Here is a 25,019-nt window from a genome sequence, read left to right on the forward strand (position 1 = left end):
GTGAAATTTTTTTTATTACAAACTACTTTTTATAACCACTATCTCGGTTATTATAAAAACCAAATTTTATTCATTATTAACTATCAATAGTGTTTTATATGTATAAATTTAATAAAAGGGGATGACTATTCTAACTATATCATCCTTACATAATATTCTACATTTGTTGAGATAGTTGTTGTAAACCAATGTAGTGGTGACTATCTATAGAAAAAAGAGCCAATCTCCTATACGATAGAAGATTGGCTCTTTCCTTTATTTACTCCCCTGTTTCAGAAAATCGCTTTATACGTTCTCCAATTTCATCACGAACACGTTGAAATTCAGACCACTCTTTTCCTGCTGGATCATCAAATCCCCAGTGTACACGATTAACGTGCGGAGGTGTGGAAGGACAAACAGAATCTGCATGACTACAAAGGGTAACAACTAAATCAGCGTTATTTAAAATATTTGAATCAATCATATCTGATGTTTGATTCGTTATATCAATATTTACTTCATTCATTGCTTTAATAGCATTTGGATTTACTCCGTGTGCTTCAATTCCTGCAGAATATACATTCCACTTATCACCTAAATATTGTTTGCCCCATGCTTCTGCCATTTGGCTTCGGCATGAATTTCCTGTGCATAAGAAATAGACTGTCTTTTTGTTTTCCATGTTGTTTTCCGCCTTTGTTTTTAAATTATACTGGTTGATCATTAAAATATTTACGCTTAAACCAAAAAGCGACGTTTACAAGTGCAATCATTACAGGTACTTCAACTAACGGCCCGATAACAGCTGCAAATGCTGCGCCTGAATGAATACCAAACACACCAACTGCTACAGCAATTGCTAACTCAAAGTTATTACTACCTGCTGTAAATGCTAACGTTGTAGTCACCGGATAGTTTGCACCAATTTTTCTTCCCATAAAGAAAGAAACAAAAAACATGACAATAAAATAGATTAATAACGGAATTGCTATTCTTACTACATCTAATGGTACGCTAACAATCATTTCCCCTTTTAAAGAGAACATAATGATGATTGTAAATAGTAGTGCCAGCAATGTAAGTGGACTAATCTTCGGTATAAACACCTTTTCATACCACTGTCTTCCTTTTAACTTAACGAGTACAAAGCGTGTCAACATACCTGCTATAAAAGGAATTCCCAAATAGATAAATACGGATTTCGCTACTTCTATCATTGTAATATCAACAATAGCCCCTTCAATCCCTAACCATTCTGGAATGACTGTTACAAACACGTATGCATAAACGGAGAAGAATAACATTTGAAATACTGAGTTAAAAGCTACTAAACCTGCAGCATACTCTTTATCCCCATCTGCAAGGTCGTTCCAAACAATTACCATTGCAATACAGCGTGCTAAACCAATCATAATGAGCCCGACCATGTATTCTGGCTTATCAGGAAGAAAAATAATTGCTAAAACAAACATAAGTACAGGTCCAATAATCCAGTTTTGTACTAAAGATAAAACCAATACTTTTACGTCTTTAAATACTCGGCCCATTTCCTCATAGCGAACTTTCGCTAATGGTGGATACATCATGACAATTAAACCAACAGCAAGTGGAATAGACGTCGTTCCAACTTGTAATGTATTTAGTCCGTCTACTACACTAGGAAACACAAACCCTAAACCAATCCCAACAGCCATAGCTAGAAAAATCCATAGTGTTAAATATCGATCTAGAAAAGATAAACGTTTCATTTTATTTTCCATCTCCTATTAACAACAAGAATTTTTTTCTACTACGTTAGAAGTCGTGCAACAAGAAGGCTCTTCAATTTTATGAACATCACTATGTGCTTTCGTATAAAAGAATTCCCACTCGTTCCCATCAGGATCTGTTACCCAAAACTTATCTTGAACCGCATAGCAACAAGTCGTATCCATCTCATCACGTGCAAAGAACCCTTCTTTTTCTAATCTTTCTTTATGCAATGTAATTTCTTCAGCTGTATCCACTTGGAAACCGAAATGATTTACCTGATTTCCCTTCACTTCATCTCGTACGTTCAGCGTGAAGTTAAGTCCTGGCGTCTCTAATAAAAATTTTGCATAATCCACTTTCACCTTAACTGGTGAAACACCAAATACCTTTTCGTAAAATTCAATAGACTTCTCTAAATCCGTAACATTTATACCAACGTGAACATATCTCATAGCTAATTCCTCCTCTTTATATTTCATTAATCAATTTTTTTTGATTAATGGTGCAAAATTTTAACAGCAACTACCTTTGCCTGTTTTTCTAAAGATACAGCATAATTCTTCTGATAATAAATTATTTACTTCCGCATCATTTAAATCATAATAACTCCACGTACCTTTTGTTTCTTTTACAATTAAACCTGCATCTAATAAGATCTTTAAATGATATGACAACTTAGATTGCGTCATTTCAAAAATCTCTGTTAAATCACATACACAAGTCTGGCCTCGCTGGCAAAGTTCATACATGATTTCTAGACGCTTCTGATCCGCCAACGCTTTAAACTTTTTCTCATAGAGCTGAAAATCTTGTGCCACTGTAGTTCACTCTCCCTTCATCAATTTTTTTTGATATTTATAGTATATACGCAGATGAGTTCTATATGCAACTAATTCATCAATTTTTTTTGATTTATCAAAAAAACTTCCTCTTCAAAATCTATACTTGAATACTTTTTCTTGCTCAATATAAAATAGCTTTCTTACAAATTAATACGATAATTTAATATTAACATGGTGCAGTTTCAGGGGTAAGTTATCAGAAAACATATGAAGTAAGCACTCTACAAATGATAATATATTAAATCTCGTTAAAACAAAAAGATATGTCCTAGTAGGATACCTAGGACATCCCCTTCATTTTATAATTTCTAGATTCTATACATCACTAACAATTGAATATACCTTCTGTCTAAAACATAGTATTATCATTAGCTGCCTCATTTGGAATCTCTTGAATTACATCCCAGTGTTCAACAATCTTACCATTCTTTATACGAAATATATCGACTATAGCAACTCCCTTATCTTGAGAATTAGTACGAGAATGTACATGAAGAGCAACTGTATCTCCTTCTACTACTACTCGTTTAATCTCTGCAGAAGAATTAGGATTTTTAACAAAGTCCTCCTTAAAGAAATCCATGAAGGCTTTTCGTCCGTCAGCAACAAAAGGATTATGTTGCTTATAATCTTCACTTACATATTTAGGGATAATATCGATATCATGTTTGTTAAAAACTTCATTATAGAAATCAACTACCATCTTTTTATTCTTTTCATTTTCTGTCGCTTCTTTCGATACCGATGCAACATTCTCACTCTTTATTGAGTGACCTTTGGTATTACCAGTTGAAGCTTGAAATATCAAAGTCGACACAATTCCTAAAATAAACACAGAAATAATTATTACTATTAAATTTTTCTCTAATTTCATTTATGCCTACCTCTTCTAATCGTATAAGTTATCTTCCATAACACGCTTGAGAAGTAGAAACCTTCCCAAAAATGTAATGTGAGGGGGAATGTTAGAAAATTACACTCCCCCTTATACAAGGCATGTTAGAAACTAATAACTCTAACTTAATACCTCATTAACAGTTGCACTGTCCACAATTTGAATAAACTTCTTAACCTTATCGTTCTCATCAAACTCATAAAGATGACAGAAATCTGCTATGAATGATTTCCCTGTTACTTTATATGTTCCACTATATTTTCCATACACGATAACAGTATTGTTATTAAAAGCATAAATTTCATCTTTAGCGTTATAGTTATCCCATTCCGTGCCAAGACGTTCATGTACATTTTTCACTACTGCATCAGGACCTGTATAAGTGCCCGCATATGGAAACCCAGCAGCTTCTGTCCAAGATACATTTTCACTTAAATACGTTTTGAAAGCATCCATTTTCCCCTCGCCAGTTAACACATACGTTTCATGTAATAGTTTTTGATATTTATTCATAGCATTAACCCCAAGGCATTTCTTTTGTTACAACTTTTGCACTTAATTCTAATACACCTTTATTTGCATAGTCTGGATATGCTGCTTCAAGTGTCGCTACAAAATCTTTTGAAGTTTTACTTTCCTCAGAAGCTTGAACCGCAGTTCTTAGGTAATCCATAGTTGCAATAATCGCTTGATTATCTAAGGATTTTTCAATTGATCCATGGCTAGGTACAATTATGTCAGCATTTAATGCTTGTAATACTTTCAAGTTCTCAATCCATGCCTCCATAGCCGCTTTTGAGCTAGTATCCGCTAAGAATACATGTATTTCGTTAAATACATCAATACCACCAATTAATACTTTTAGCTCTTTATTAAATAAGCTAGTTCTGTAATGATCTAAGCCTACTAGTTCAAATGTTAACCCCTGAAAATCAATCGTTTTTTCTTTAAACACTTGAGGTAATACTACGTTGCTTGGTGCGTTTTCTCCTAGGGCACCTTTCCAAACTTTTAATTTACCTAAGACAGAATGAACAATATGTTCAACAGTAGACTCTGTAGCATACGCTATAGCTTCTGGGTAAGTAGCCTTAATAACTTCTAATCCAAAGTAGTAATCAGGATCCCCATGAATAATAAAGATTTTATCTAAAGATAAGTCGTTTTTTTTCAGATACTCAACAATTTCTTTCGAATCAGATTGAGTAAATTTTGAGTTTATTAAAAATGCATGTCCCGCTTTCTCAACTAAGGTTGCAGTGACCATAAAACTTTTTTCGTCTGAACTAAACACCGTCAATTTCACATCTTTTTGATTTGTATCAATTGTTTTAAACATAGAATGTTATTCTCCTTTTGTTAAAGTTATTTTCTAGTTAACATATTTTTATCTTGTTCCGACAGAAGCTCCCTCTTCAATTTACCTGAAAGTGTGATAGCACCAGCAAATAGGCGAGAGATGAATGTCGGTTGGTGTAAGCTAACATGTTTGCTACTATAGTCAATAGAAACATTAAAATTGGACTCTTTTTAAAAATAAGTTGAAACTATGACTGTTATAAAAAGGTTTAAGTCCATCCACTTCTAGCCTTTTTTAAAACGTTAAATGTTATATACTGTAACTTAAAATTCATTAATATAAATTTTTAAAACGCGCTTCAATTTTATCCGGCGTCATTACCCCACCACCAATAGGGATAATTTGATTATCCTTTTGTAAAAGTAATGAAGGATAACTATTAACACCAAGCTGTCGCACTTTATTGAAATCGTTTTGGACATCTATTATTGTTTCTTGAGCGTTTAAACGTTCTAGTACTTGTTCAGGGTCCAAACCATGCTCGATTGCAATCTTACGATATGTTTCAGGATCACTCAGACTTTGGCCCTCATAATAAAACGCTTTTTGCATAGCCGCAGTGAATTCTAACAAACGGTCTGGTGCTAATGAGCGTAAAGCTGAAAAGCCAATTGCAGCATCTTTCGAATTCATTTTAAAAGTCCCTTCTTCCACCAATTTTTGATATGAAGGACCAAATTCTGCACCTGTAAGTTGATTAATTCTTTTATTCCCCTCTTCTATATATGAGAAATTTTTTATTGGTAAATCATCTAAAAATAATCCTCCACATAAAACTGTTAACGGCATTTCAGTGTGTTCTTTGTAAAATCCTTTAATACTTTCTGAAAATCCATAGCACCATCCACAATATGCGTCCCATACGTATATAAGATTATCTTGTTTCGTCTTCATTTAAATCCCCTACCTTTATTTTTATTAACCAGTCCAGCTATCACTTAAAATTCTCAGCTAACTTTTTGGTTTATATAAGTACATCTTTTTTATATCTTGTTCTTTTTTGAGTTACCTTACTATATTTTTCAAAACTAACCTTTCCCAAAAAGATTAGATAAGATTTCTAATGAAAGATAGCGCTGCACATCATTGCTCCAAAATAGAAGATACTAAAATTCGGAATATATCTTGATTTAAATATGTTAGTAACTTTCTACACCGGGCGATAATATGTGGACTACCATCCTTAATTAAATATATAAACCTTATTTTCACTTTAAATATCCATAAGTTGTAACTAACTCAATTACAACCTTATGTAACCATATTAGTTACAACTATAGTAGAAGTCAATTCTTTTTTAACAAAAACAATAAATTTCTACCCTAACGCTTTTAGAATTCTATTATTAAAAACTGACTTCTTGTTCTTAAATTTGTTAAAAAGCTTAGTAATTCCCTAAAAACATCACTAGTAAATATGGAACAACAAATTCAAGATAATTTACAAAACAAATAATATAAGTACCTCTTTCATGGCTTACCGACAGAGTACCAGTTCTAGTACATGTTTTTTTTCAAAGCATTACATTTTGTTTTTACCTTTAATAGAAACTACCTGATTAACTAAAACAGGAACTGTCCCACCATGACTTATAATTTTTTATCCCTGTACATTGTGCGGGAATTTTTTTCATAAAGAAAAGACACCCTAAAGTGCCTTCTTTCAATGTGAACCATCACAATTTCAATAGTAAGTATTGGACTCTCATCCAAATATACTTTTACCATGTTAAATTGTTTGATTCATTGAGGAATAGGGTTCAAATTTGGGTTAGCATCACATCGCTAACATACTAAGGTTTTATGCTACCCAAAAACAATGATTTTTACTCTGGGGATCTCAATTTTATTATTTGGGGATTTATGCTTTTCTTAGCTTGATAGCGATGTGGTAGGGCCCTATATTTGACTCTTTTTCTACACCTAGATATTCTAGAGTTCGTTCTAACATAAGTGCTGCCTGTTGACGTGTGAGTGTGCCATATGGCGTAAACTTAGTAGCTGAAACACCTCGGATAATTCCTGTATCGTATAGGGCTTGTACATCATAATACCGGCTGCGAACGTATTTACATCAAGAAGATTAATGGAGCAAATGATGATTGCCCTAAATTGGTTTGATAGCTGTTTTTGCAGAGTTTGAGCGTGATATTATTCTTTGAAATTCTCTTCTTAAAGATAATACGTAAATACAAACAAAACCAGCAAAACAACGTTCCTATGTCGTACTGGTTTTGTTGAAGTCCATTTTGAATTGTAGCTAGTTCAACGTAATTGCAAATTCTGAGTTCGGTGCCCCAGCAATTACAACCGTTCCATTCTTCGGCAGTTTTACTTTGTTATTGCCGCTCACGATGGTAAAGTTGACACATACTCCATTCTCATCATACACCGCGAACGCACCCTTCGATGGCAATGTCACGGTCATCCTTTTTCCTGCTGCCGCTTGCGGGATCGTAAACCATTTAGCATGCCCATTTGCTTGCAGAGTAACTTTGGATGATTGGCCAGCATCAAGTGGTTTTACGTTGTTTCCACTTACGTATAACAACCCGGCCATTTCCATATATTCATTGCCGCCTTCTGTATAGAAATGCGTTTCCGTCGTATCACGGCCATTCATCACGGGGATCTGGAGCTGATGCGCCGCGGTGTTCGGACCTGTAATTTTTCTGCCCTCCCAATAGCCCGCCAGGCCTTCCTTACGAATAATTTGTGTGGTAATAAGTTTCGGTTGTACGAGATATTCAATAGAACTAAATTTCTCATTCACGAGATAGAACTTGACACCTTCCCGCTTCGCCCATGCGGCAGCGGTTTTCTTCGATAGCACATTGTCTTCTAGTTTCTCGGCTAAATAGTGAGTCATCGCACCTTGCCCTAAGTCTGGTGTCGATTTATATGTGCTCTCCCTCAAATAAGTTCTTCCATTCTTCTCGGTGACAAAGTTGAGCTTAGAAGTACCCTTCTCATTAATAAAGCTTCCATCCACAGTATATACATATTTTTCTTCTCGATTAGATGGTAAGAACAGTTCTCCATTCTTCGTAATTTCAATTTTGAAATGAGTTTCGCTATTGCCATAAAAGCCCGCTTTCTTTGCCACGTCTTGAGGCATCTTGACCTTGACCGGCTTGCCAAAAGATTTGTTCGGCTTGATGTTCTTAATTGTCCCCTTCTCTTTAAGCACGGCGAGCAGCAATTCAGTTGCCAGCAGTTGATTTGTAGAGCTTCGTCCACCGGATGACAACACAGCCGCTGCCATTTTCTGTTCCGGAAGCACGACCAGTATAGCATGTTGCAGTGCCGTGTCGCCGCCCTTCGCCAAGCCTTTTATCCCATATTCACTGAATGGGTATAGTTTCACACTATCCCAGCCAAGACCATAGTTAAAAATATTATCTCCATCCCCCGGCCACATTCCTTTTTTATATTCCTCTTGCTCCATCGCCTTGACTACCTTATCAGAGAGGATCCCTTTTCCCTGTCCCATAAATAATTGTGAGAATCGTACCATATCTTCTGCCGTGGAAGAGACCCCTCCCGTACCAATCACATTCACCGATTCAATTGGAAGCTGCCCTTGGTACGCCGGAAAATAAAGTCCAGCCCGCTTTTCGTCTCTCCATTTGTCCTGCGGCGTTTTTGTATGATTCATCTTTAAGGGTTCTGTAAACCGTTGATGTAGAAATTCGGTAAAGCTCATACCGCTGACTCTTTCCACCAAAATTTCGGCCAGCGTAAAACCATCGTTGCAGTATACCGAGAACGCGCCAGGGTCTGCTTTCAGGCTCTGGTTGGACAATTGCTGCAACAAGAAATCATGGGAATAGGTATCATTATCGTTAAATAAAAATGCATTACTTAACGTGGAACCTTGCAAGCCGGAGGAGTGATTCAACAACATACGCGGGGTAATGCGTTTGTACCGCCCATCTTTCATCTTAAAATCAGGAACATAGTTAACCACAGGAGCATCCAAATCGACTTTTCCTTCGTCGACCAATTTCATTACAGCCGCTGTTGCATACATTTTACTGACTGAACCAATCCCGTATAGAGTATCTTTGGTTAGTGGCTGTTCCCCTTCCATATCGTTCTTTCCAGCCTGCCCCGACAAAGTAAGCTTGCCATTATCAATTAGCGCATACTGCACGCTAGTCGTCCCATGGGACTTCGTGAGTAGCGCAGCCTTCTCTGCTGCAATCTTCTTCAGCTCTTGGCTAGCTACTTCTACGTTAGATACAACTGTAGTCTTACTATCAGAAAATGCTTTCGCCCCTGTTGGTAGAATCATAGTTAGCGCTAATGTAGCGGCTAATACACCAGTTAGTTTATTTTTCATGAGGGAATTGCCTCCTTAGATAAGTGATCAATTTCATCATTTGTTTGTTTAACTATGAAAATATGATAAAATTTATCCGTTCTTCCTTTTGGCCTACTTGCTAAATTCAGCAAGTAAAATATTTTTAAAAGGATCAGGACTATCAGCATTAAGGCTGTTCAAATTGACAGCTAATGTATGCTTGCCTCCAAGTGTACCTCCAGCAAAAGTAACAAACCCTGGAATGCTACCTCCGTGTCCCCATATTGAGACACCGTTTGGAAGCTTAGTTTCATAGATTCCAAGACCATATCTGCCAAGTGCAGCTTCTCCTGTTGGAACTGTAGTAAGCATTTGTTTTAGTTGCTGTTCTTTTATTAATTTACCTCCAAGTAAGTAAGAGAAGAATTTGTTTAAATCATCAGCAGTAGAAATCATATCTCCAGCCGAGCTCCCCATACTTGGGTTATAATACGTAACATCTTTTGGCTCACTTGCTCCGTCTAGTTGGATATATCCACGGGCATGCTTGGTTCCTGGAATCACGCTTGAATTGCCAGGTAAGAATGTATTCGATAATTCAAGCGGTTCAATTATCCGATTTTCAATCTCTTCCGCATAGCTGTTCCCGGTTACTGTTTCAATAAGGATCCCTAGTAATACGTATCCTGTATTTGAATAAGACCAGCTCTTTCCTGGAGCAAAATCTGGGGGCATCGAAATCCCCATCTTTACTAATTCTTCAGCCCTATACGATTTTTTTGTATCCATAAGATTAAAACTTTTTGACCTTGTGTATTCAGCGATACCACTTGTGTGGTTCAATACTTGCCGGATAGTAATCTGTTTATCATCATATCCGTTTCCTTGAATGACACCAGGCAACCATTTTTCAATAGAGTCGTCTAGATTCAAGCGGTTCTCTTCGGCTAATTGAAGTACAACTGTTGCCGTGAACGTCTTCGTCACGCTACCAATGCGAAAGCGAAAATCTGTTTTCATTGGTTTCTTGCTGCTCAGATTCGCTACCCCAGCGGCATAACTCCATGTTTTTCCACCCTCAGAAGTTTTAGCAAGTATCCCCGGGAATCCAAGTTGCAATGTATCCCGCACTGCTTGCTTGACAGAATTACGATCTCGTTGAGTACTTGTTTGTACCGAACTAGATACACTTTGAGTAGGTTCTGCTTTTACAATTAAGGTTGGCGTTGTGTATAACAGAGAACTTCCAGCTATTAAAAGGGCCAGACTTGCACATGTAATTTGACTACATGTTTTCATAGGGCATCCCTCTCCTCTATTCATATTGTATAGGTGGTTTCTTGCTATTTCGTATTAACCACACAGCTACCATCTCCACCAATGAAAAAAGGTCAACATTGAATTCGTAATCATCTTCATATTTATTATTTTTACAAACGCCATTCTGTCCTGGGTAAATCCCTCTTTTTCCACATATATGTTAACCACATAAATTACTTCTTTTCCTTGAAACAGTCTTGTTACTGGTCTGTTTTTCATATATAAGTCATATCTGTTCCGCCTTTCACGCTTCTTTATATTTTTATCATACACAATGAAAATTTCTTTTTTCTTACCCATTTCTTACAAATTACTTACTTTCAAAATCGCTTTTATAATAGGATAGAAGGAGCATCTGTGCCGTAAAGTTCAGTAAATATATTAATCAAAAAGAAACACAGTTTTTTTTACTTCTATGTTTCTTTTTACCATCCTTTTAAATATCAAGAGTCGATTTACCCTTAACAGGATGAATTCTGGCTCTTTTCTAATGTAATTTTTTTCTTGCAATACAACACAAATGACATTGTGCTGCATGAAACACTCCTAACGTTGTTAAAATCACTTGTTTTTAAGCCAAAATTTATTTAAAACTTAGGGCGGATACTCCATATCCATCAGCTTAAGAAAAATAAACGCCCTCAAAACGAAAAAATAAGCTACCTTCTCAAAGTAACTACCTGTAGAAAAAGAAAATGTTCATTTAGGAGATATATTAAAACCTTAGCTTGATAGTAATGTGGTGCTACCCCACATCCATCAACTTAAGGAGAATAAACGCCACCAAAACAAAAAAAGCCCCAAATTTTTCTCGAAAATAAGGTGGGGCTTTTGAACCAGAAAAGTATATTTTTAACTATGAAAACTACAGTAAATTTTTCCTTTTTTCCTACTTGCTAAATTCAGCAAGTAAAATATTTTTAAAAGGATTAGGACTGTCAGTTCTACCCAAACTATTCCAATTGACAACCAACGTATGCTTGCCTCCAAGTGTACCTCCAACAAGAGTAGTAAACCCTAGAATGCCACCTGTGTGTCCCCATATCGAGACACCGCTTGGAAGCTTAGTTTCATAGATTCCAAGACCATATCCATCGATTCCTTCTCTTCCTGTAGGAACTGTAGTAAGCATTTGTTTTAGTTGTTGTTCTTTCAGTAATTTACCACCGAGCAAGTAAGAGAAGAATTTGTTTAAGTCGTCAGCAGTAGAAATCATATCTCCAGCAGAGCTACCTGCACTTGGGTTATAATAAGTAACGTCTTTTAGCTCACTTGCTCCGTCTGGTTGGTCATATCCACGGGCATGGTTAGTGCCTGGAATAACGCTTGAATTGCCAGGTAGGAATGTATTCGACAATTCAAGTGGTTCAATAATCCGATTTTCAATCTCTTCCGCATAGCTGTTTCTGGTTACTTTTTCAATAAGAATACCCAGTAATACGTATCCTGTGTTTGAATAAGACCAGCCCTCTCCTGGGTCAAAGTCTGGGGGCAAAGAAATCCCCATCTTCACTAACTCTTTAGCCGTATACGATTTTTTTGTATCCGTAAAATCAGCGTCTTTTGACCTTGAGTATTCAGCGATACCACTTGTATGGTTCAATATATGCCGGATAGTAATCTTGTTACCATCATATCCATTTCCTTGAATGACACCAGGCAACCATTTTTCGATGGAGTCGTCTAGATTCAGGCGGTTCTCTCCAGCTAATTGAAGTACAACTGTTGCGGTGAACGTCTTCGTCACACTGCCAATGCGAAAGCGAAAATCTGTTTTCATTGGTTTCTTGGTTCTCAGATCCGCTATCCCAGCGGCATAACCCCACGTTTTTCCACCCTCAGAAGTTTTAGCAAGTATCCCCGGGTATCCAAGTTGCAATGTATCCCGCATTGCTTGCTTGACGGAAGTACGATCTCGTTGAGTATTTGTTTGTAACGAACTAGATACATTTTGAGTGGGCTCTGCTTTTACAATTGAGGTTGGTGTTGTATATAACAGGGAACTTCCAGCTATTAAAAGGGCCAGACTTGCACATGTAATTTGACTACGTATTTTCATAAGGCATTCCTCTTCTCTATTCATATTATATCAGTGTTTGCTTACTGTTCCTTACTTCCTGACAAGACTTAGGGAAAGGCCCTCACGCATATAGATTAAAGCCCCAGTACAAAGGTATCTATCAATACCAACAATTTGAGCCATTTAAATCTCCATCCCTCCTATAACAAAATCATTCAAAGGTATGAAAGCATATTATGTACCCTTAGTTATTGTTAGGATTAACACAACATGAGACATAACCCCAACCCATATTTTACTTTATTTATCCATAATATGTATTGAGAAAGAATGTAAATTCGAATCCTTTCCGTCCCCCAACTATTGATCGTTTTTTTCACCTATTATAATTAGTTATTTAGAATTTCATAATAAAAAACTGTAAAAAAAATAACGAGTCCCTTAACGTACAGGAAGCGGTTGAAAAATATGTCTAAACGCACAATTTTCTTTTTTTTGATATGGTGACCCCATCGCAATCAAGCTAAGGTTTTGAAGTACCCACTAAATGAACTTTTTCTTTCTCTACAGGTAGTTACTTTGAGAAGGTAGCTCATTTTTTTGTTTTTGGGATGTTTACTTTTCTTAAGTTGATGGATGTGCGGTCGAACCCCTATGCATTTCATCAATCATTCCCTTGACTCTCCATTTATAGTACTGTATAGTACTAATATGAAAAAAAATACACTTACTAATAAAGATATTGCTCTGCAATCCGCTTTTACATTGTTTCTTACTAAAGGTTTTCTAGCAACAAGCATGGACGACATAGTCGCACATAGCAAAGTTTCAAAAACGAACATTTATTATTATTTTAAGAGCAAGGAGGAGCTGCTGCTCGCTATTGTTAATCAGTTGATAGCACATTACGAACAGCGAATTAATTATATTGTGTCTCAAACTGAGCTCACCGTTCAAGAGAAATTAGAAGCGGTACTCCACATTTTAAGCGATACTATTGAACAAAATAACTACCTTGGCGGTTGTCCTTTCCTGACTCTGTATACACAGACGCCTATTGACGCGGTTGAAATTAGAGATAGAATCAAGAGTTTTTTTGAAAAACAGCTGCATGGTGTTGAATTGATTTTAGCCCAAGGGATTGCACGACAAGAACTAAAGAAAGAGCTGCCCGTTAAACAAACAGCTATGTTGATTGTCTCCTCTATTGAGGGTGCTCTCTTCTTGGCTCAAGCTTCTAACAACCAAGATATGATCAAAAATTTATTTCCTACTTTAGCTTCCATGCTAAAGTAATATTTTTAGATACATTAGTACTATTTAGTCCTATAAAATAATAAAGGAGTGTTTTTATTATGAATATCTTCATGACTGGCGGAACTGGTTATATTGGACGTCATTTAATCGCTGAGTTAGCTTCTCAGCATCAGATTTATGTACTTGTACGTCAAAAAAATCGTCTTCTTACCATCATCAATCAACTGGCACCCGATCAACAGAACAACATTGTTCCTGTTATCGGTGATCTAACGCAGCCTCGATTAGGTTTAAGTGATGACAGCTACAAACAATTACTTGCAACTGATCTAATTATTCACGCAGGAGGTCCAATGAATATTGAGTTGAGCCTCATTGAAGCTGAACAGTCTTTCCTCACCCCTGCAAAATCCCTTGTTCGGCTAGCACAGGATATCCACGCTGAAAAAGAATTAAAGCATTTTATCCATGTCGCAGGCTTTATGAGTCCCTATCATGAACAAAATGCATTGTTGGATCTAGATCATTTGCTGGACAATCAACCGCCTTATGAAAAAATGAAGTTTTTAGCCGACTCTTATATACGAAAATCTCTTCATAACATGAGCATTCCCTTATCTACTGTTAATCCTAGTGTAATCGTCGGAGACTCCTTCTCAGGGAAAACAGAACAGATTGGAGGCCTTAGTATCTTAGTCGATGCCGTAAGGCGAAATCTTATGCCGCTTGTTCCAGGCGGCGACGATTATTGGTTACCAATGGTTCATATTGACCATGTGGCTTCGTTTATTTCAAAACTTGTTAACACAGAAGGGTTATCAAGCAATACCTACTATCTTTTAGATTCTAAGCAAGAAAGTCCGTCGATCCGAACTTTCATCAAACTCATGGCACACGAATTGCAGACAACAAAGCCGTTAGGAACTATACCGCTTCCGTTATTGAACACTGTGCTTAGAATGGGTGCTGATAAGATGCTTGGTATTCCTAAAGAATCCATGAGTTTTCTTGTTAAGTCGGAATTCCCTGTTTACAGTAAATTAGAAATAGAACAAAGGAACGGCAGAAATTCATTCGTAGTTCCGTCCACGCTCCCTTTTATCATTAGTGATTTGGATTATCGGTTAAATCATTTAGGCCTGAATCAAAATGAGCAGAAAGATTTTAGTCAACGAAGAAGGGCTAACTTAGTTTCGCTAGAGAAAGATAGGAATGAAACACCTATTATTTTTCTTCATGGGACGTTCAGCAATGCCGATGCCCTTTTGCCCCTCTCACAATTTTTAAGCGGTTTAAATACTTGGTTCGTAGATTTACCTGGATTTGGGCGTACCCCTTATCACCATAATCCTTCTGTGATAGAAGGCTATGTAGAGAGCATTTCCACTATGATCACTGAGTTGAACAGACCCGTTATATTAGTGGGGCATTCATTTGGCGGATTGATTGCGGCTCAAGTGATGGAACGGCTGCCCTCACTGATCAAACAACTCATTTTATTGCAGCCAGTACTGCATCCTATCCAACCTAAATATAGATTTCGACGTATTACAAGTTTCGTTCTAAAATATATGGAGCCCGCCCGTTTGGAAAAAGAGCTACTTCAAACCAATAGCTTTAGAACATCCAGTCAGTTATTGAGTAATTACGCTCATTCTGTGGTCCGTGATTTAAAATCCCCCCGTATACGCAAAACTAACGCTACGGTCATGTCTTGCTTAACTATATCAAAATCCATCCAGTTAAATCCCGAGACATGGGATAAGAGGAAAATTAAGATACTATGGGGAGCTTTGGACAAGGATCATCATGTCCCAAAGCAGTTTGAACACTTGGATATTACACGTATTCAGTACGGTCATCAGTTTCCTGTTGAATCTCCTGAACTAACTGCTCAATGGATTTCTCAAGCTGTAACAGTATAAAGGTTCTTTTGATAGTATTGATGGAGTGTGATTGTCAACACAAATTCAGACTTTTTTTAAGGGCTCGTTTTCTGAACTCAACTGAACTTAAATAACCTATAGTTCCATGAGCATGATGATGGTTAAACTGGTTCTGTTGCAAAGTTTGAAAAAAGCATAAACAGGTTGGTAAATGCAGAACAATGTTTAGGAAGTAGCTAGTAATTGTTGAAGTTCGTTGTACGTTGAAAAGGCGGAGTCTCTTTGAAGACTTCGCCTTTGTTTATATAGGGTATGAATGGTTTCATAAGCGTGCAGATTTATTTTTTACTTTCCAAATTCGATAGATGGGATTGCCATATTTATGACTCCATCGCATGATGGTTGTTGGTTTCACTGAAATACCACGTTCTTTCAGGATTTCAGATACATCACGATAACCGAAAGAAAAACGGCAGTAGTAGCCGACAACTACTAAAATAACATCTTACTTGAATTGTTTTCCTTTAAAATATCTCATGTCTGATTCCCCTAAATCCTGTTTTCTAGAGTGTAGCTTCATGTAGAAAATTTTGCAACTTTACGATTCACTTTAGAAAATAAAGCAAGGAGGCTACACAATGCAAAACACAGTAAAACTAGATGAAATTGACCATAAAATTATGAACTTGTTATATGAAAATGCGAGAATTTCTGTTTCAGAAATAGGACGTATTATATCCATGACGCAGCCTGCTGTAAAAGAGCGCATTAACAAACTTGAAAATCAAGGCGTTATAGCTGCATACCGAACGAAATTTGAGCCTTCTAAAATTAATAAGAACATTCAAGCATTCATTATGTTTAAAACGAGCCAATGCTCTGATTTCATCCAATTTTGTAATGCCGCTCCCGAAGTAACTGATTTATATCGAATTAGCGGGGAGTTTAATTATATGATGAAGGTCATGAGCAATTCGATGGATTCTCTCGCTACATTTTTAGACTCCTTAATGCAATTTGGATTATCGTCTCCTTTAATTGTTTTAAAGAGTGAGTTTGAGGAGAAATTGTCGTTCTGATAAAGAGATACGTATTATCCCCCGCTAACAGTAAAAGTTTTTCTTTTATGAGAAAAACCAACAAAATCAATGATTAGTAAACAAAAAAGAACATTGATATTTCAATGTTCTTTTTTGTTTCTCTACTTATTAATTAGATTCCTCTTCTAATAGAGTACCCTTACCCCTGATTCCTCTGCGCCTCTCTAAACTCCTCCTTCACCTTCTCTAACAGCCCTTCTTCCGTAATTAATCGATACGCCGTATTCGCTAGTGCTTTTGCGGATGTAATTAACGCTTTATCTCCAAGTTCTGAACGTGCTGCTTCTCTAAATTCATTCGTATGCGCAATTAAGTCATCTGGACCGATTTTAATGTACGGATGAATTGTTGGTACGACTTGACTTACGTTTCCTGCGTCTGTTGAGCCGATGCCAAATCTTTCTTTCCGATTTACGTCTTCACCTTGTAATTCTAGTTCTTCGGCTACGACGTCATTATATGTTTTTGTTACGAGTAGTTCATCGATTTCGTTTTGGAATTGATGGATTTTCACTTTTGTGCCTGTTGCTAACGCTGCTCCTTGTGCGATATTTTTTACTTTTTCTGTTACTTCTGCACATCTTTTTCGCGTTGCTGCACGGATGAAGAACCTTGCTGATGCGTAGTCAGGAATAATATTAGGTGCTTTTCCCCCCTCGGTAATAACGCCATGAATTTTCACATCTGATGGAAGTTGTTGGCGAAGTGCGTTAATACCGTTATAAAGTTGAATTATCGCATCTAATGCGTTAATCCCTTCTTCAGGTGAAGCTGCGGCGTGAGCTGTTTTTCCGTAAAAATGAAAATCAAGTGGATCGACTGCTAGTGAAGGGCTCGTTGGCGCTGTTTTTCCGCTCGGATGAATCATAAGTGCCGCATCAATATCTTTAAATAACCCCGCTTTTACATAACTCGCTTTCGCACTACCATTTGGTCCTCCTTCTTCGGCTGGAGTACCAAACACGACAACTTCTCCGCCAATTTCTTCAAGCGTTTCTGATAATGCGATCGCGGCCGCAACGCTAATTGTGCCAATTAAATTGTGACCACACGCATGACCAAGTCCTGGTAAAGCGTCATACTCAGCTAAAAATGCGATAACTGGCCCTTGTTTTCCTGAACTTTTTCGCGCGATAAATCCTGTTTCATGTCCAGCTATATTGTGCTGCAGCTGAAACCCTGCACTACCTAGTAATAAACTTAACGTTCTTGATGCGTAAAACTCTTGGTTACCAATCTCCGGATTCGCATGAATATCGTGACTTGTTTCTATGTACTTTTCCTTATTTCTTTCTATACTCTCTTCAATTGTTTTTCTTTGTGACGTTACTCCAGTCGCTCCCATTTCTCTTCCCCCTTATATTTTCACATAAAAAAGCCTCTTTCTAAAAGATAGAAAGAGGCTTCTGCATTTACAGTCAAAATGAGCTTCTTTCTTATCTTTCAAGTTACCTTGCTGGAATTGGCACAGTATTCATAAAAGAATCCGCTGCCGAGGTGTCATAGGGCCAGTCCCTCAACCTCTCGTGATAAGAATTTTCATAAGATTATATTAAATTATATTCATTCTATGTTCATTCCAATTAAAAGTCAAGGAATTCCTATCCGAATTTACCGAATATCTAAAAATCCTTTTAACACACCAATTGTTTCCGGTGCTTGTAATCTTGCACATACGTACGGAAATTCCATACTACCTTCAAACATCATTTGAGATGTGAGCGGTGCTCCTGCCCAAAAGATTTCATCATCGATTACGATAAACGGGAATGCTTTATTTTGTCTTTGTAACTTTACATTTTTTAACGGAACTGGTCCATCACTATACACTGTTATTTGCGCATTTGTACGCATTAACGCTTGCCAGACTCGCTTATCCACTTGCTTTGTACTTGGAAGTGAAATAATAATTTTTCGTTTTGCGGCTAAAATATCTTTCAATAACCCTTTCGGCTCTTCAAGATTCATTTCCATAAACCAGCGTAAACGTTTCGAAATTTTCCGCTCCCACAATTGTCTTGATGTCGTACGATCATACACATCTCCGTGACGTTCTATATGAGCTGTTAATTGTGATAACGCTTGTTTTCTCGAAAGGTTTTTACGCATATAATGACAATCTGATAATTGAATGAACTTCCCTCTTGCCCTTGTCACTGCAACGTTGACGAGGCGATGATTTTTATGGTCAAAGAATAACACGCCAGGTCGTTCTTGCGGATAACTATCAACCGTATCAAATATCATCATATCTCTTTCAGAACCTTGAAACTTATGAACCGTCGCCGCTAAAACTGGTATGTTTTGATATTTCGTTCTCTGCAACATTTCTCTAATACACGTTGATAAAAAGCGGGATTGTGCCCTGTAAGGTGTAACAACACCGATCGATTGAACACCATCTAACAGTCCGATTAACATCATTTGCATCGCTACTAAACCAGACATAATGTTAAATCGAGAACCAGAAGCAGCGTCCTTTAACGAAAAGGCTCCCATTAAGCTCGTATCAAATAAAACACTTGCCTCATTTGCGAACGGTTGCAATCGCGCAAGTTCTTTACGCTCTGAAACAGACGGATGGTCGTATACTCTATTTTTATAAATAAATGAGTTTGTAAACTTCGATATATCCGCATGCATACGCCTTTGTTCCTGCAACATAAATAGGTTCGGATGTGCTTCTGATTTATTGACAGAATCAACAATCCCAGCATGGTAAAACATATCTTCCCCAAGCCATTTTCGAACGAGTTCATGGTTCGCCATCGCAATTGGAGGTAACTGTAAAAAGTCCCCACAAACGACGATACGTTTTCCAAGTGAAGCTGCTAATGCAATTTGCGGAACATATGCCATACTCACTTCATCTACGACAACTAAATCAAATGTACGCTCATAAATAAGTGAATCAATGGCACATTTCGATAAAGTTGCGCCGATTACTTTTGCATTTTCAATATATTCTTTTTCTACTTCTTTAATTTTCGCTTTTTGCTTTCGAAGATCACTTTCAATCTCTTGTATACGCTTCTTATCAGCAGAAGTCGCTTTATATGATAAAATCTTTTCACGAAGATCTTGTCGTGTTTCCTCTAAATAGAGTCTTTCCTCTCCCCATGATCCGTTCGTCGTTTCAACTAACTTCGACGTAAGTAATGTTTCATGATTTCTTATATGTTCATGTTGACTATAACCGTAACGAACAATTTCACCAGGTGTCCATTTCTTTTTCTTCTCAATTTGCTTCGTTACTTCACTCATTAATACGTCTACTGCCGCATTACTATGAGCTAATACAAGTACCGATTTTCCTTTTTGATAATGCGCCGAAATAATACGTGATAAATTGTAAGACTTCCCTGTTCCAGGGGGTCCCCACACGTACGTTGTCGGATTGTAAAATGAACGATATGCCAATTCATTTTTCGGATTTTTCATCTTCTCAATATGTTTCGGACTGCTCGTCCCATCAACAAGACGCTTTATACGATTACGTTTTAGCTTATCTTTATGTGCCTCTTTCAATCGCTCTTGTAGTTGCTCTAACAATTGCCACGGTTCACTGTATAAAACAGCTTCTCGTATTTCACCTTGTATATAATCATTTAATTTCAGTTCTATTTCTAATCCATGTACAGATAATACTTCTCCTGTCGCTTCCTCACCATCAAACTCAATTCGAATTGGTGAACCTTCCGGTAAGCTTACTTCCGATATGAGCTGAAATACGTATACTGTACTTTCATAATCTGTATATAAAAAACGACCGTTCATGATAGAAATTTTACTACCACCTATCGTTTTCCAATGTTTAATTTCATACGCTAATGCATAATGCCACTCTTTCATCGTTGCCGATAATGAAGGAGTTTGAGTAGGTGTATTCATCGTATAATCTCCTTCCTTCTCCCCAAACATACTTTCTCACTATACCATATAACAAGCTAAAATTTGTAAGGTTTTTATCTTGCTTATTTTCTTAATTTTCAATAACATATTGTATATATTTTTCAGAAAGAAGGGATCACATGCCAGTTAGAAGAATTGAACACGTCGGTCTTATGGTCGCAAACTTAGAAGCATCTATTTCATTTTATGAAGAAGTAGTTGGCTTACAGCTCATTAAACGTATGGGTCACCCGAATCCCGACTTAAAACTCGCTTTTTTAGGTGTGGAAGAATCGAAGGAAACGATACTTGAATTAATTGAAGGCTACAACTCTTCTCTTCCGGCAGAAGGAAAAGTACATCACATTTGCTTTAAAGTGGATTCATTAGAAGATGAAATCGAAAGACTAAAGAAACACAAAGTAACCTTTTTACTAGGAGAAGAAATTGAAACATTACCAGATGGAACACGTTACATATTCTTCGCTGGTCCTGATGGAGAATGGATTGAGTTTTTTGAAACGGAGAGATAAAGTGGGACTTTAGGATAGAAAAAGAGCCGGAATTCCGGCCCTTGTTTTTAAATAGTAACAAGGAAACATATCTTCAATCCGAAAACTCACCTATATTAAAAAACAATCATTTTGTTAGGAGCAGAGAATGATTAATACAATCTATATTATTATTTTTTGGATCCTTATACTCTTTCCAATCCTTTATGTAATCAAGATAAAGCATTGGAATTTAAAAGTAGTTGCCGTATTTGTTGGAAGAATTCTATTAAGTATTGTCTATTTCATAAATGGAATGGTGTTAGGTCTGCAACGGAATTGGATAGAGTCCCCCTATGAAACAGAATGGGATTTCTTTATAAAGTCTTTATTACACAGTAAAACTGATGCATTTATACACTTGTTACTTCTCATTATTATCATTATTTTGGATCTAGTCATTACATTTTATTATATTAATAAAATGTAATAGGGTGTTTTTCCTATTTCTTTTCTTACTGAGGTAGCACCACATACCTAGAAAGTTAAGAGTATGCAAAGTCATTTTTAGGAAGGATTGTTTCTTTTATTGAAAAACTTTGTTTCTACATCATAGATAAAAGAGCGACCAATGCTAAAATAGCTGGAAGTCCTTGTTTCACAATAATTGATTTATTAGATGTGAAACCTCCAAAAATAGCTGCGATCACCACACAAATCACGAAAAATAATTGAACCATATAACCAATTGGGTTAAACCCAATTATAAGTCCCCAAATGAGACCAGCGGCTAAAAATCCATTATATAACCCTTGGTTTGCAAACATAACAGCTACGTTTTTATCTCCTTCTAAATGCTTCGGTAATTTGAAAGCACGTTTCGCTACTTTTGAATTAATAAAAAACATTTCGAGGATCATGATAAACAAATGTTCTAATGCTACAATCCCGACTAAAATAGCTGCGATTATTTCCATACCATTCTACCCCCTCTCTCCTTAATATCAGTTCTATATTATTTCAACTGTGAATTCTATCAACTAGGAAACGATTCCCTTCGTCGGCTGCTTGATCGATAGATAGAAGCATAGTTGGTACATAGCGAGCAATTCCAATCGAGATTGACTAATACCAACGCATTCTTCAAACTTCTCACCAATTCTTTCTAACTGAAAACAGTTGATATATCAATGATTGATGCGTCAATTAATATACATCTCTTTTTTTAGTTTTGCAAGTTTTTTTGCTCAAGTGGGTCTATTTTGTTTCAGCAGCTTTAAATTCATTCACAACAACAGTTCAAATTTCTAGAAATCCTAGTAAAGAAGAATTCAAAAAAAGAAGAGATTATCCCCTTCTTTTTTTTGAATTCTCCTTATTATTTACTATAACCACGATTCAGTTTCGTTAACTTTTCATTGATGGTAAAAATTCTTACTCTAATATCTTTAACACCAAATGTTTGAAGTCTGTTTTTGTGCATTTCTCCATATTTTTCAGCATCTTGTTTTTTTTCAAATACATAAATGCCTCCAGCTTCTTTCGTTTCTTGATTCTCCGTCCATATTTTCCAATGGAATCCTTCTTCTTCATTAATACTTTTTGCTAAATCCCAAAATGCTTTTTCCATTTCTTCACCAAAAGGACCTTCAAACGGGAAATCAACTTGTAATAAATATGCCATTTTCGCTCACTCCTAAGTTCAATATTTTCAATTCGAATGCATACAGTTTAACGGCTGTTTTCATAATTCAATAAAAGCTCCCAGATTGCGGTAGATATTTTTAAATATTATTTTTTTTGACTTGATTATAATAAAAGATGGACTTCGCGATTCGTTTATTAAATCTGGCATTTTCTCTATCCCTGCCAAATTTGATTGTGGTTCGATTATTTTATCCAGCGAAAGCCCATGTTCAATTAAAGTATTTATTAATGTGGCAACAGTTCTATGGTCAACTACCTCCACTGAGGTGACACGTTTCAGTGGGGGCTTGAGTTAGAACGCTAGGTCTTTTCATCTATCGCTAGACAGTTGACGCTCTAGCATTCATGCCACCTTATGGTAGCACCCCAAGTATGTTTTTGGTTGGTACTGGCAACGAACTATTGTTTTCCCACTTGCACCACCCTTTCGAAAAAGAGCAATTCTTCCTTATGGAAGAAGCCACCACTCAGATGAATCCGGCGTGTGCTACAAGCCCCGACAAGTCGAGTACACATGGATGGTTGACGCACCCACTAAGCTATGCGCGAAGCAACAGCCTTACGTTTTTGCACTTCTAATAGAATCGGCGTTTTCACTGTGAGATTGTCATCCAATTCTACAACTCTTGATTTTTGCAATGTATTCAGCGCACCATTAATATCAGCATGGATACATGTTCCTGCTTTACTTTGGTACAGACCACGAGTCATTCGTTTGCCACTAAAGTGATAATACGTCTTATCATCCTTAGTCCAAACTGGAACCGGATCTTTATCAAGAAAACTAGCTTTTGAAGTATAGCTTTCTTCTTGTTTTAAAAATCGTATACCTTCTTTTATACATTTATTCTCAATCGCTGCAATCAGTTTATGAAACGGGATTTGAACAATGCGTTCTGAGACACTACTCTTCTTCTAAAATAGCGTAATAATATTCATCCCACCATTCATTTCCATGGGGTATACACTTCCTGAAATATCCTTCTCTTCTCATTCCAATTTTCTCCATCACTCGATATGACGGGGTATTTTGTGGCTGACATGTAGCTATAATTCTATGTAATTTCATTTCCTTAAACCCATATTTTAATGTAGCTTGTGCTGCTTCAGAAGCATATCCTTTATTGAAATATTTAGGATTGAATACCCACCCAATCTCATAAGTATGCTCACCAAAATATTTATGAAAAACAATATGACCAATCAGAATATTTTCATCTACCAGTATCACAGGAAAGTTCTCTGCATTTTCACCTATATTTCTATTTACAAAGTTTCTTGTATCTTCTTCAGTAAAAACTCCTTCGGGTATGTATTTCATAACATTGCTATCTGATGTATACTCATGGACAGCTTGCCAATCTTTGAACTCAAAATTTCGTATTAATAATCTTTCTGCTCTTATAAACATTTACTTTTCTCCTCTCAAAAAATCGTCTCTTTATTTCAAATCCACATTCAACCCTTAAACTAAAAAGAACTTGTAGGAATCTCTGCAAGTTCTTTTTAGTTTAAGGTGAATATATGAGACAAACAAACTATCTTACAGATTCATTATAGAAACTACAGGAACAGTACTTTGACAAATATATCATATAACAAATATTAACATTTGTGTATTTTGAAAATTGTGTCAATTAAGAGTGGAAATAGCTTTTTCTTAACTATTCTTAATTTCGTTTAATATTAACTTCATTCTTATATGGTTTAAAATCGAATACATATTTTTCTGCTAGCCAAATATCATCAATGTTGACAGGCATTGTTTGAATGTCTGCATTATGAATAAATACAGTTAATTCTTTAGGTAATTCAATTTCATTTTCACACCTAAGTAAATATTCATTTACAGCCCCATTTACATAAAAATGTTGGATTGCTTTTCTTACTTACTCATTCATAAATGAATCCTTTCTTAACCCATTTTCAAATCATATCCCCCAGATTTGTGTGAAGATTTTGTTGAGTTTAAATTAAAGTCTACTTCTCCCTGATGTTTCCCCTTTTTATTAAGTCAAATCTACCATGTTGTGTATATAAAGCATAAAGATTATTGGATTTTGAATCAACATATACATCCCTTTTATTTAAAAATAAGAAAACTCCATATTCAATAAAAAATACAGGGTTTTTATAAATCAGTTTATTTTGTTTAAAATTATACTTAGTCGAAAGAAGTTCGTGAATGAAATATTACTTATCTAATTAAGA

The 25,019-nt window shown here is 36.3% G+C and carries 21 protein-coding genes, 4 pseudogenes and 1 riboswitch; of the genes and pseudogenes, 5 read left to right on the forward strand and 20 right to left on the reverse strand.

Features of this window, described 5'->3' with window-relative positions; genetic code table 11:
* Positions 1-259: 259 nt before the first annotated feature.
* From arsC to RBB48_RS11080, 12 genes and pseudogenes are all read right to left on the reverse strand, one after another.
* Positions 260-664, reverse strand: a complete 405-nt coding sequence (arsC, locus tag RBB48_RS11030; protein WP_098134460.1) for an arsenate reductase (thioredoxin) — start codon at positions 662-664, stop codon at positions 260-262.
* A 25-nt stretch (positions 665-689) separates the two neighbouring features.
* Positions 690-1,730 carry an ACR3 family arsenite efflux transporter gene (arsB, locus tag RBB48_RS11035; protein WP_046954878.1) on the reverse strand — a complete coding sequence of 347 codons (1,041 nt, stop codon included), beginning with the start codon at positions 1,728-1,730 and terminating at the stop codon, positions 690-692.
* An 18-nt stretch (positions 1,731-1,748) separates the two neighbouring features.
* Positions 1,749-2,186 carry an ArsI/CadI family heavy metal resistance metalloenzyme gene (locus RBB48_RS11040; RefSeq protein ID WP_087984492.1) on the reverse strand — a complete coding sequence of 146 codons (438 nt, stop codon included), beginning with the start codon at positions 2,184-2,186 and terminating at the stop codon, positions 1,749-1,751.
* A gap of 60 nt (positions 2,187-2,246) precedes the next feature.
* Positions 2,247-2,552: an arsenical resistance operon transcriptional regulator ArsR gene (gene arsR, locus RBB48_RS11045; protein ID WP_000046014.1), complete on the reverse strand. Its 306-nt coding sequence runs from the start codon at positions 2,550-2,552 to the stop codon at positions 2,247-2,249.
* Between the two features lie 373 nt (positions 2,553-2,925).
* Positions 2,926-3,450 (reverse strand): nuclear transport factor 2 family protein, encoded by a 525-nt coding sequence (locus tag RBB48_RS11050; protein WP_087984491.1) that lies wholly within the window; start codon positions 3,448-3,450, stop codon positions 2,926-2,928.
* Positions 3,451-3,591: 141 nt separating this feature from the next.
* Positions 3,592-3,984, reverse strand: a complete 393-nt coding sequence (locus RBB48_RS11055) for a nuclear transport factor 2 family protein (RefSeq protein ID WP_060486500.1) — start codon at positions 3,982-3,984, stop codon at positions 3,592-3,594.
* A gap of 4 nt (positions 3,985-3,988) precedes the next feature.
* Positions 3,989-4,810, reverse strand: coding sequence for an MBL fold metallo-hydrolase (locus RBB48_RS11060; RefSeq protein ID WP_306007637.1), 822 nt, complete (start codon positions 4,808-4,810; stop codon positions 3,989-3,991).
* 294 nt (positions 4,811-5,104) lie between these two features.
* The gene (locus RBB48_RS11065; RefSeq protein WP_060486498.1) at positions 5,105-5,725 is read right to left on the reverse strand and encodes a DsbA family protein; all 621 of its coding nucleotides are present in this window, start codon (positions 5,723-5,725) and stop codon (positions 5,105-5,107) included.
* Between the two features lie 966 nt (positions 5,726-6,691).
* Positions 6,692-6,868, reverse strand: a pseudogene (locus tag RBB48_RS31665) (S-layer homology domain-containing protein); the annotation flags it as partial.
* A gap of 222 nt (positions 6,869-7,090) precedes the next feature.
* Positions 7,091-9,175, reverse strand: a complete 2,085-nt coding sequence (locus RBB48_RS11070) for a serine hydrolase domain-containing protein (protein WP_088063950.1) — start codon at positions 9,173-9,175, stop codon at positions 7,091-7,093.
* A gap of 93 nt (positions 9,176-9,268) precedes the next feature.
* Positions 9,269-10,435, reverse strand: a complete 1,167-nt coding sequence (locus RBB48_RS11075; RefSeq protein WP_060486496.1) for a serine hydrolase domain-containing protein — start codon at positions 10,433-10,435, stop codon at positions 9,269-9,271.
* 910 nt (positions 10,436-11,345) lie between these two features.
* Positions 11,346-12,515, reverse strand: a complete 1,170-nt coding sequence (locus tag RBB48_RS11080; RefSeq protein WP_087984249.1) for a serine hydrolase domain-containing protein — start codon at positions 12,513-12,515, stop codon at positions 11,346-11,348.
* 672 nt (positions 12,516-13,187) lie between these two features.
* Here RBB48_RS11080 and RBB48_RS11085 point away from each other — a divergent pair.
* Both RBB48_RS11085 and RBB48_RS11090 read left to right on the forward strand, forming a co-directional pair.
* Complete coding sequence (locus RBB48_RS11085) at positions 13,188-13,772, forward strand: TetR/AcrR family transcriptional regulator (protein WP_060749950.1); 585 nt, start codon at positions 13,188-13,190, stop codon at positions 13,770-13,772.
* A 59-nt stretch (positions 13,773-13,831) separates the two neighbouring features.
* Positions 13,832-15,658 carry an alpha/beta fold hydrolase gene (locus tag RBB48_RS11090; protein ID WP_306007638.1) on the forward strand — a complete coding sequence of 609 codons (1,827 nt, stop codon included), beginning with the start codon at positions 13,832-13,834 and terminating at the stop codon, positions 15,656-15,658.
* 286 nt (positions 15,659-15,944) lie between these two features.
* On the opposite strand, the pseudogene RBB48_RS11095 reads toward RBB48_RS11090, so the two are convergent.
* A pseudogene (locus RBB48_RS11095) lies at positions 15,945-16,118 on the reverse strand (IS6 family transposase); the annotation flags it as partial.
* A 139-nt stretch (positions 16,119-16,257) separates the two neighbouring features.
* Between RBB48_RS11095 and RBB48_RS11100 the strand changes: the two are divergent.
* Positions 16,258-16,698, forward strand: coding sequence for an Lrp/AsnC family transcriptional regulator (locus RBB48_RS11100; RefSeq protein WP_306007639.1), 441 nt, complete (start codon positions 16,258-16,260; stop codon positions 16,696-16,698).
* Between the two features lie 160 nt (positions 16,699-16,858).
* Here RBB48_RS11100 and RBB48_RS11105 read toward each other — a convergent pair whose 3' ends face one another.
* Complete coding sequence (locus tag RBB48_RS11105; RefSeq protein WP_306007640.1) at positions 16,859-18,064, reverse strand: M20 family metallopeptidase; 1,206 nt, start codon at positions 18,062-18,064, stop codon at positions 16,859-16,861.
* Between the two features lie 88 nt (positions 18,065-18,152).
* Positions 18,153-18,255: riboswitch (SAM riboswitch) on the reverse strand.
* 75 nt (positions 18,256-18,330) lie between these two features.
* Positions 18,331-20,640 carry an AAA domain-containing protein gene (locus RBB48_RS11110; RefSeq protein ID WP_141520987.1) on the reverse strand — a complete coding sequence of 770 codons (2,310 nt, stop codon included), beginning with the start codon at positions 20,638-20,640 and terminating at the stop codon, positions 18,331-18,333.
* A gap of 110 nt (positions 20,641-20,750) precedes the next feature.
* Here RBB48_RS11110 and RBB48_RS11115 point away from each other — a divergent pair, with 110 nt between their 5' ends.
* Together RBB48_RS11115 and RBB48_RS11120 are read left to right on the forward strand one after the other, a co-directional pair.
* Positions 20,751-21,143: a VOC family protein gene (locus tag RBB48_RS11115; protein WP_088063956.1), complete on the forward strand. Its 393-nt coding sequence runs from the start codon at positions 20,751-20,753 to the stop codon at positions 21,141-21,143.
* 127 nt (positions 21,144-21,270) lie between these two features.
* Positions 21,271-21,591 (forward strand): hypothetical protein, encoded by a 321-nt coding sequence (locus RBB48_RS11120; RefSeq protein ID WP_098134455.1) that lies wholly within the window; start codon positions 21,271-21,273, stop codon positions 21,589-21,591.
* Between the two features lie 115 nt (positions 21,592-21,706).
* Here RBB48_RS11120 and RBB48_RS11125 read toward each other — a convergent pair whose 3' ends face one another.
* The 5 genes and pseudogenes from RBB48_RS11125 to RBB48_RS11145 all read right to left on the reverse strand — a co-directional run bounded on the left by RBB48_RS11125 (position 21,707) and on the right by RBB48_RS11145 (position 24,219).
* Positions 21,707-22,078, reverse strand: coding sequence for a DUF1304 domain-containing protein (locus tag RBB48_RS11125; protein WP_073515594.1), 372 nt, complete (start codon positions 22,076-22,078; stop codon positions 21,707-21,709).
* Positions 22,079-22,479: 401 nt separating this feature from the next.
* Positions 22,480-22,785, reverse strand: a complete 306-nt coding sequence (locus RBB48_RS11130) for a monooxygenase (protein WP_073515595.1) — start codon at positions 22,783-22,785, stop codon at positions 22,480-22,482.
* Positions 22,786-22,845: 60 nt separating this feature from the next.
* A pseudogene (locus tag RBB48_RS11135) lies at positions 22,846-23,064 on the reverse strand (hypothetical protein); the annotation flags it as partial.
* Between the two features lie 278 nt (positions 23,065-23,342).
* Positions 23,343-23,708 (reverse strand): annotated as a pseudogene (locus RBB48_RS11140) (zinc ribbon domain-containing protein); the annotation flags it as partial.
* 4 nt (positions 23,709-23,712) lie between these two features.
* Positions 23,713-24,219 (reverse strand): GNAT family N-acetyltransferase, encoded by a 507-nt coding sequence (locus tag RBB48_RS11145; protein WP_306007641.1) that lies wholly within the window; start codon positions 24,217-24,219, stop codon positions 23,713-23,715.
* Positions 24,220-25,019: the final 800 nt, after the last annotated feature.

The sequence above is a fragment of the Bacillus sp. MMSF_3353 genome, assembly GCF_030733445.1.
GTDB classification, from domain to species: Bacteria; Bacillota; Bacilli; order Bacillales; family Bacillaceae_G; genus Bacillus_A; species Bacillus_A wiedmannii.

What these genes read in the sequence shown, in the direction of transcription:
- arsC (WP_098134460.1), bottom strand. Translation starts at nt 664, where the DNA reads ATGGAAAACAAAAAGACAGTCTATTTCTTATGCACAGGAAATTCATGC.
- arsB (WP_046954878.1), bottom strand. Translation starts at nt 1,730, where the DNA reads ATGAAACGTTTATCTTTTCTAGATCGATATTTAACACTATGGATTTTT.
- RBB48_RS11040 (WP_087984492.1), bottom strand. Translation starts at nt 2,186, where the DNA reads ATGAGATATGTTCACGTTGGTATAAATGTTACGGATTTAGAGAAGTCT.
- RBB48_RS11050 (WP_087984491.1), bottom strand. Translation starts at nt 3,450, where the DNA reads ATGAAATTAGAGAAAAATTTAATAGTAATAATTATTTCTGTGTTTATT.
- RBB48_RS11055 (WP_060486500.1), bottom strand. Translation starts at nt 3,984, where the DNA reads ATGAATAAATATCAAAAACTATTACATGAAACGTATGTGTTAACTGGC.
- RBB48_RS11060 (WP_306007637.1), bottom strand. Translation starts at nt 4,810, where the DNA reads ATGTTTAAAACAATTGATACAAATCAAAAAGATGTGAAATTGACGGTG.
- RBB48_RS11065 (WP_060486498.1), bottom strand. Translation starts at nt 5,725, where the DNA reads ATGAAGACGAAACAAGATAATCTTATATACGTATGGGACGCATATTGT.
- RBB48_RS11070 (WP_088063950.1), bottom strand. Translation starts at nt 9,175, where the DNA reads ATGAAAAATAAACTAACTGGTGTATTAGCCGCTACATTAGCGCTAACT.
- RBB48_RS11075 (WP_060486496.1), bottom strand. Translation starts at nt 10,435, where the DNA reads ATGAAAACATGTAGTCAAATTACATGTGCAAGTCTGGCCCTTTTAATA.
- RBB48_RS11080 (WP_087984249.1), bottom strand. Translation starts at nt 12,515, where the DNA reads ATGAAAATACGTAGTCAAATTACATGTGCAAGTCTGGCCCTTTTAATA.
- RBB48_RS11085 (WP_060749950.1), top strand. Translation starts at nt 13,188, where the DNA reads ATGAAAAAAAATACACTTACTAATAAAGATATTGCTCTGCAATCCGCT.
- RBB48_RS11090 (WP_306007638.1), top strand. Translation starts at nt 13,832, where the DNA reads ATGAATATCTTCATGACTGGCGGAACTGGTTATATTGGACGTCATTTA.
- RBB48_RS11100 (WP_306007639.1), top strand. Translation starts at nt 16,258, where the DNA reads ATGCAAAACACAGTAAAACTAGATGAAATTGACCATAAAATTATGAAC.
- RBB48_RS11105 (WP_306007640.1), bottom strand. Translation starts at nt 18,064, where the DNA reads ATGGGAGCGACTGGAGTAACGTCACAAAGAAAAACAATTGAAGAGAGT.
- RBB48_RS11110 (WP_141520987.1), bottom strand. Translation starts at nt 20,640, where the DNA reads ATGTTTGGGGAGAAGGAAGGAGATTATACGATGAATACACCTACTCAA.
- RBB48_RS11115 (WP_088063956.1), top strand. Translation starts at nt 20,751, where the DNA reads ATGCCAGTTAGAAGAATTGAACACGTCGGTCTTATGGTCGCAAACTTA.
- RBB48_RS11120 (WP_098134455.1), top strand. Translation starts at nt 21,271, where the DNA reads ATGATTAATACAATCTATATTATTATTTTTTGGATCCTTATACTCTTT.
- RBB48_RS11125 (WP_073515594.1), bottom strand. Translation starts at nt 22,078, where the DNA reads ATGGAAATAATCGCAGCTATTTTAGTCGGGATTGTAGCATTAGAACAT.
- RBB48_RS11130 (WP_073515595.1), bottom strand. Translation starts at nt 22,785, where the DNA reads ATGGCATATTTATTACAAGTTGATTTCCCGTTTGAAGGTCCTTTTGGT.
- RBB48_RS11145 (WP_306007641.1), bottom strand. Translation starts at nt 24,219, where the DNA reads ATGTTTATAAGAGCAGAAAGATTATTAATACGAAATTTTGAGTTCAAA.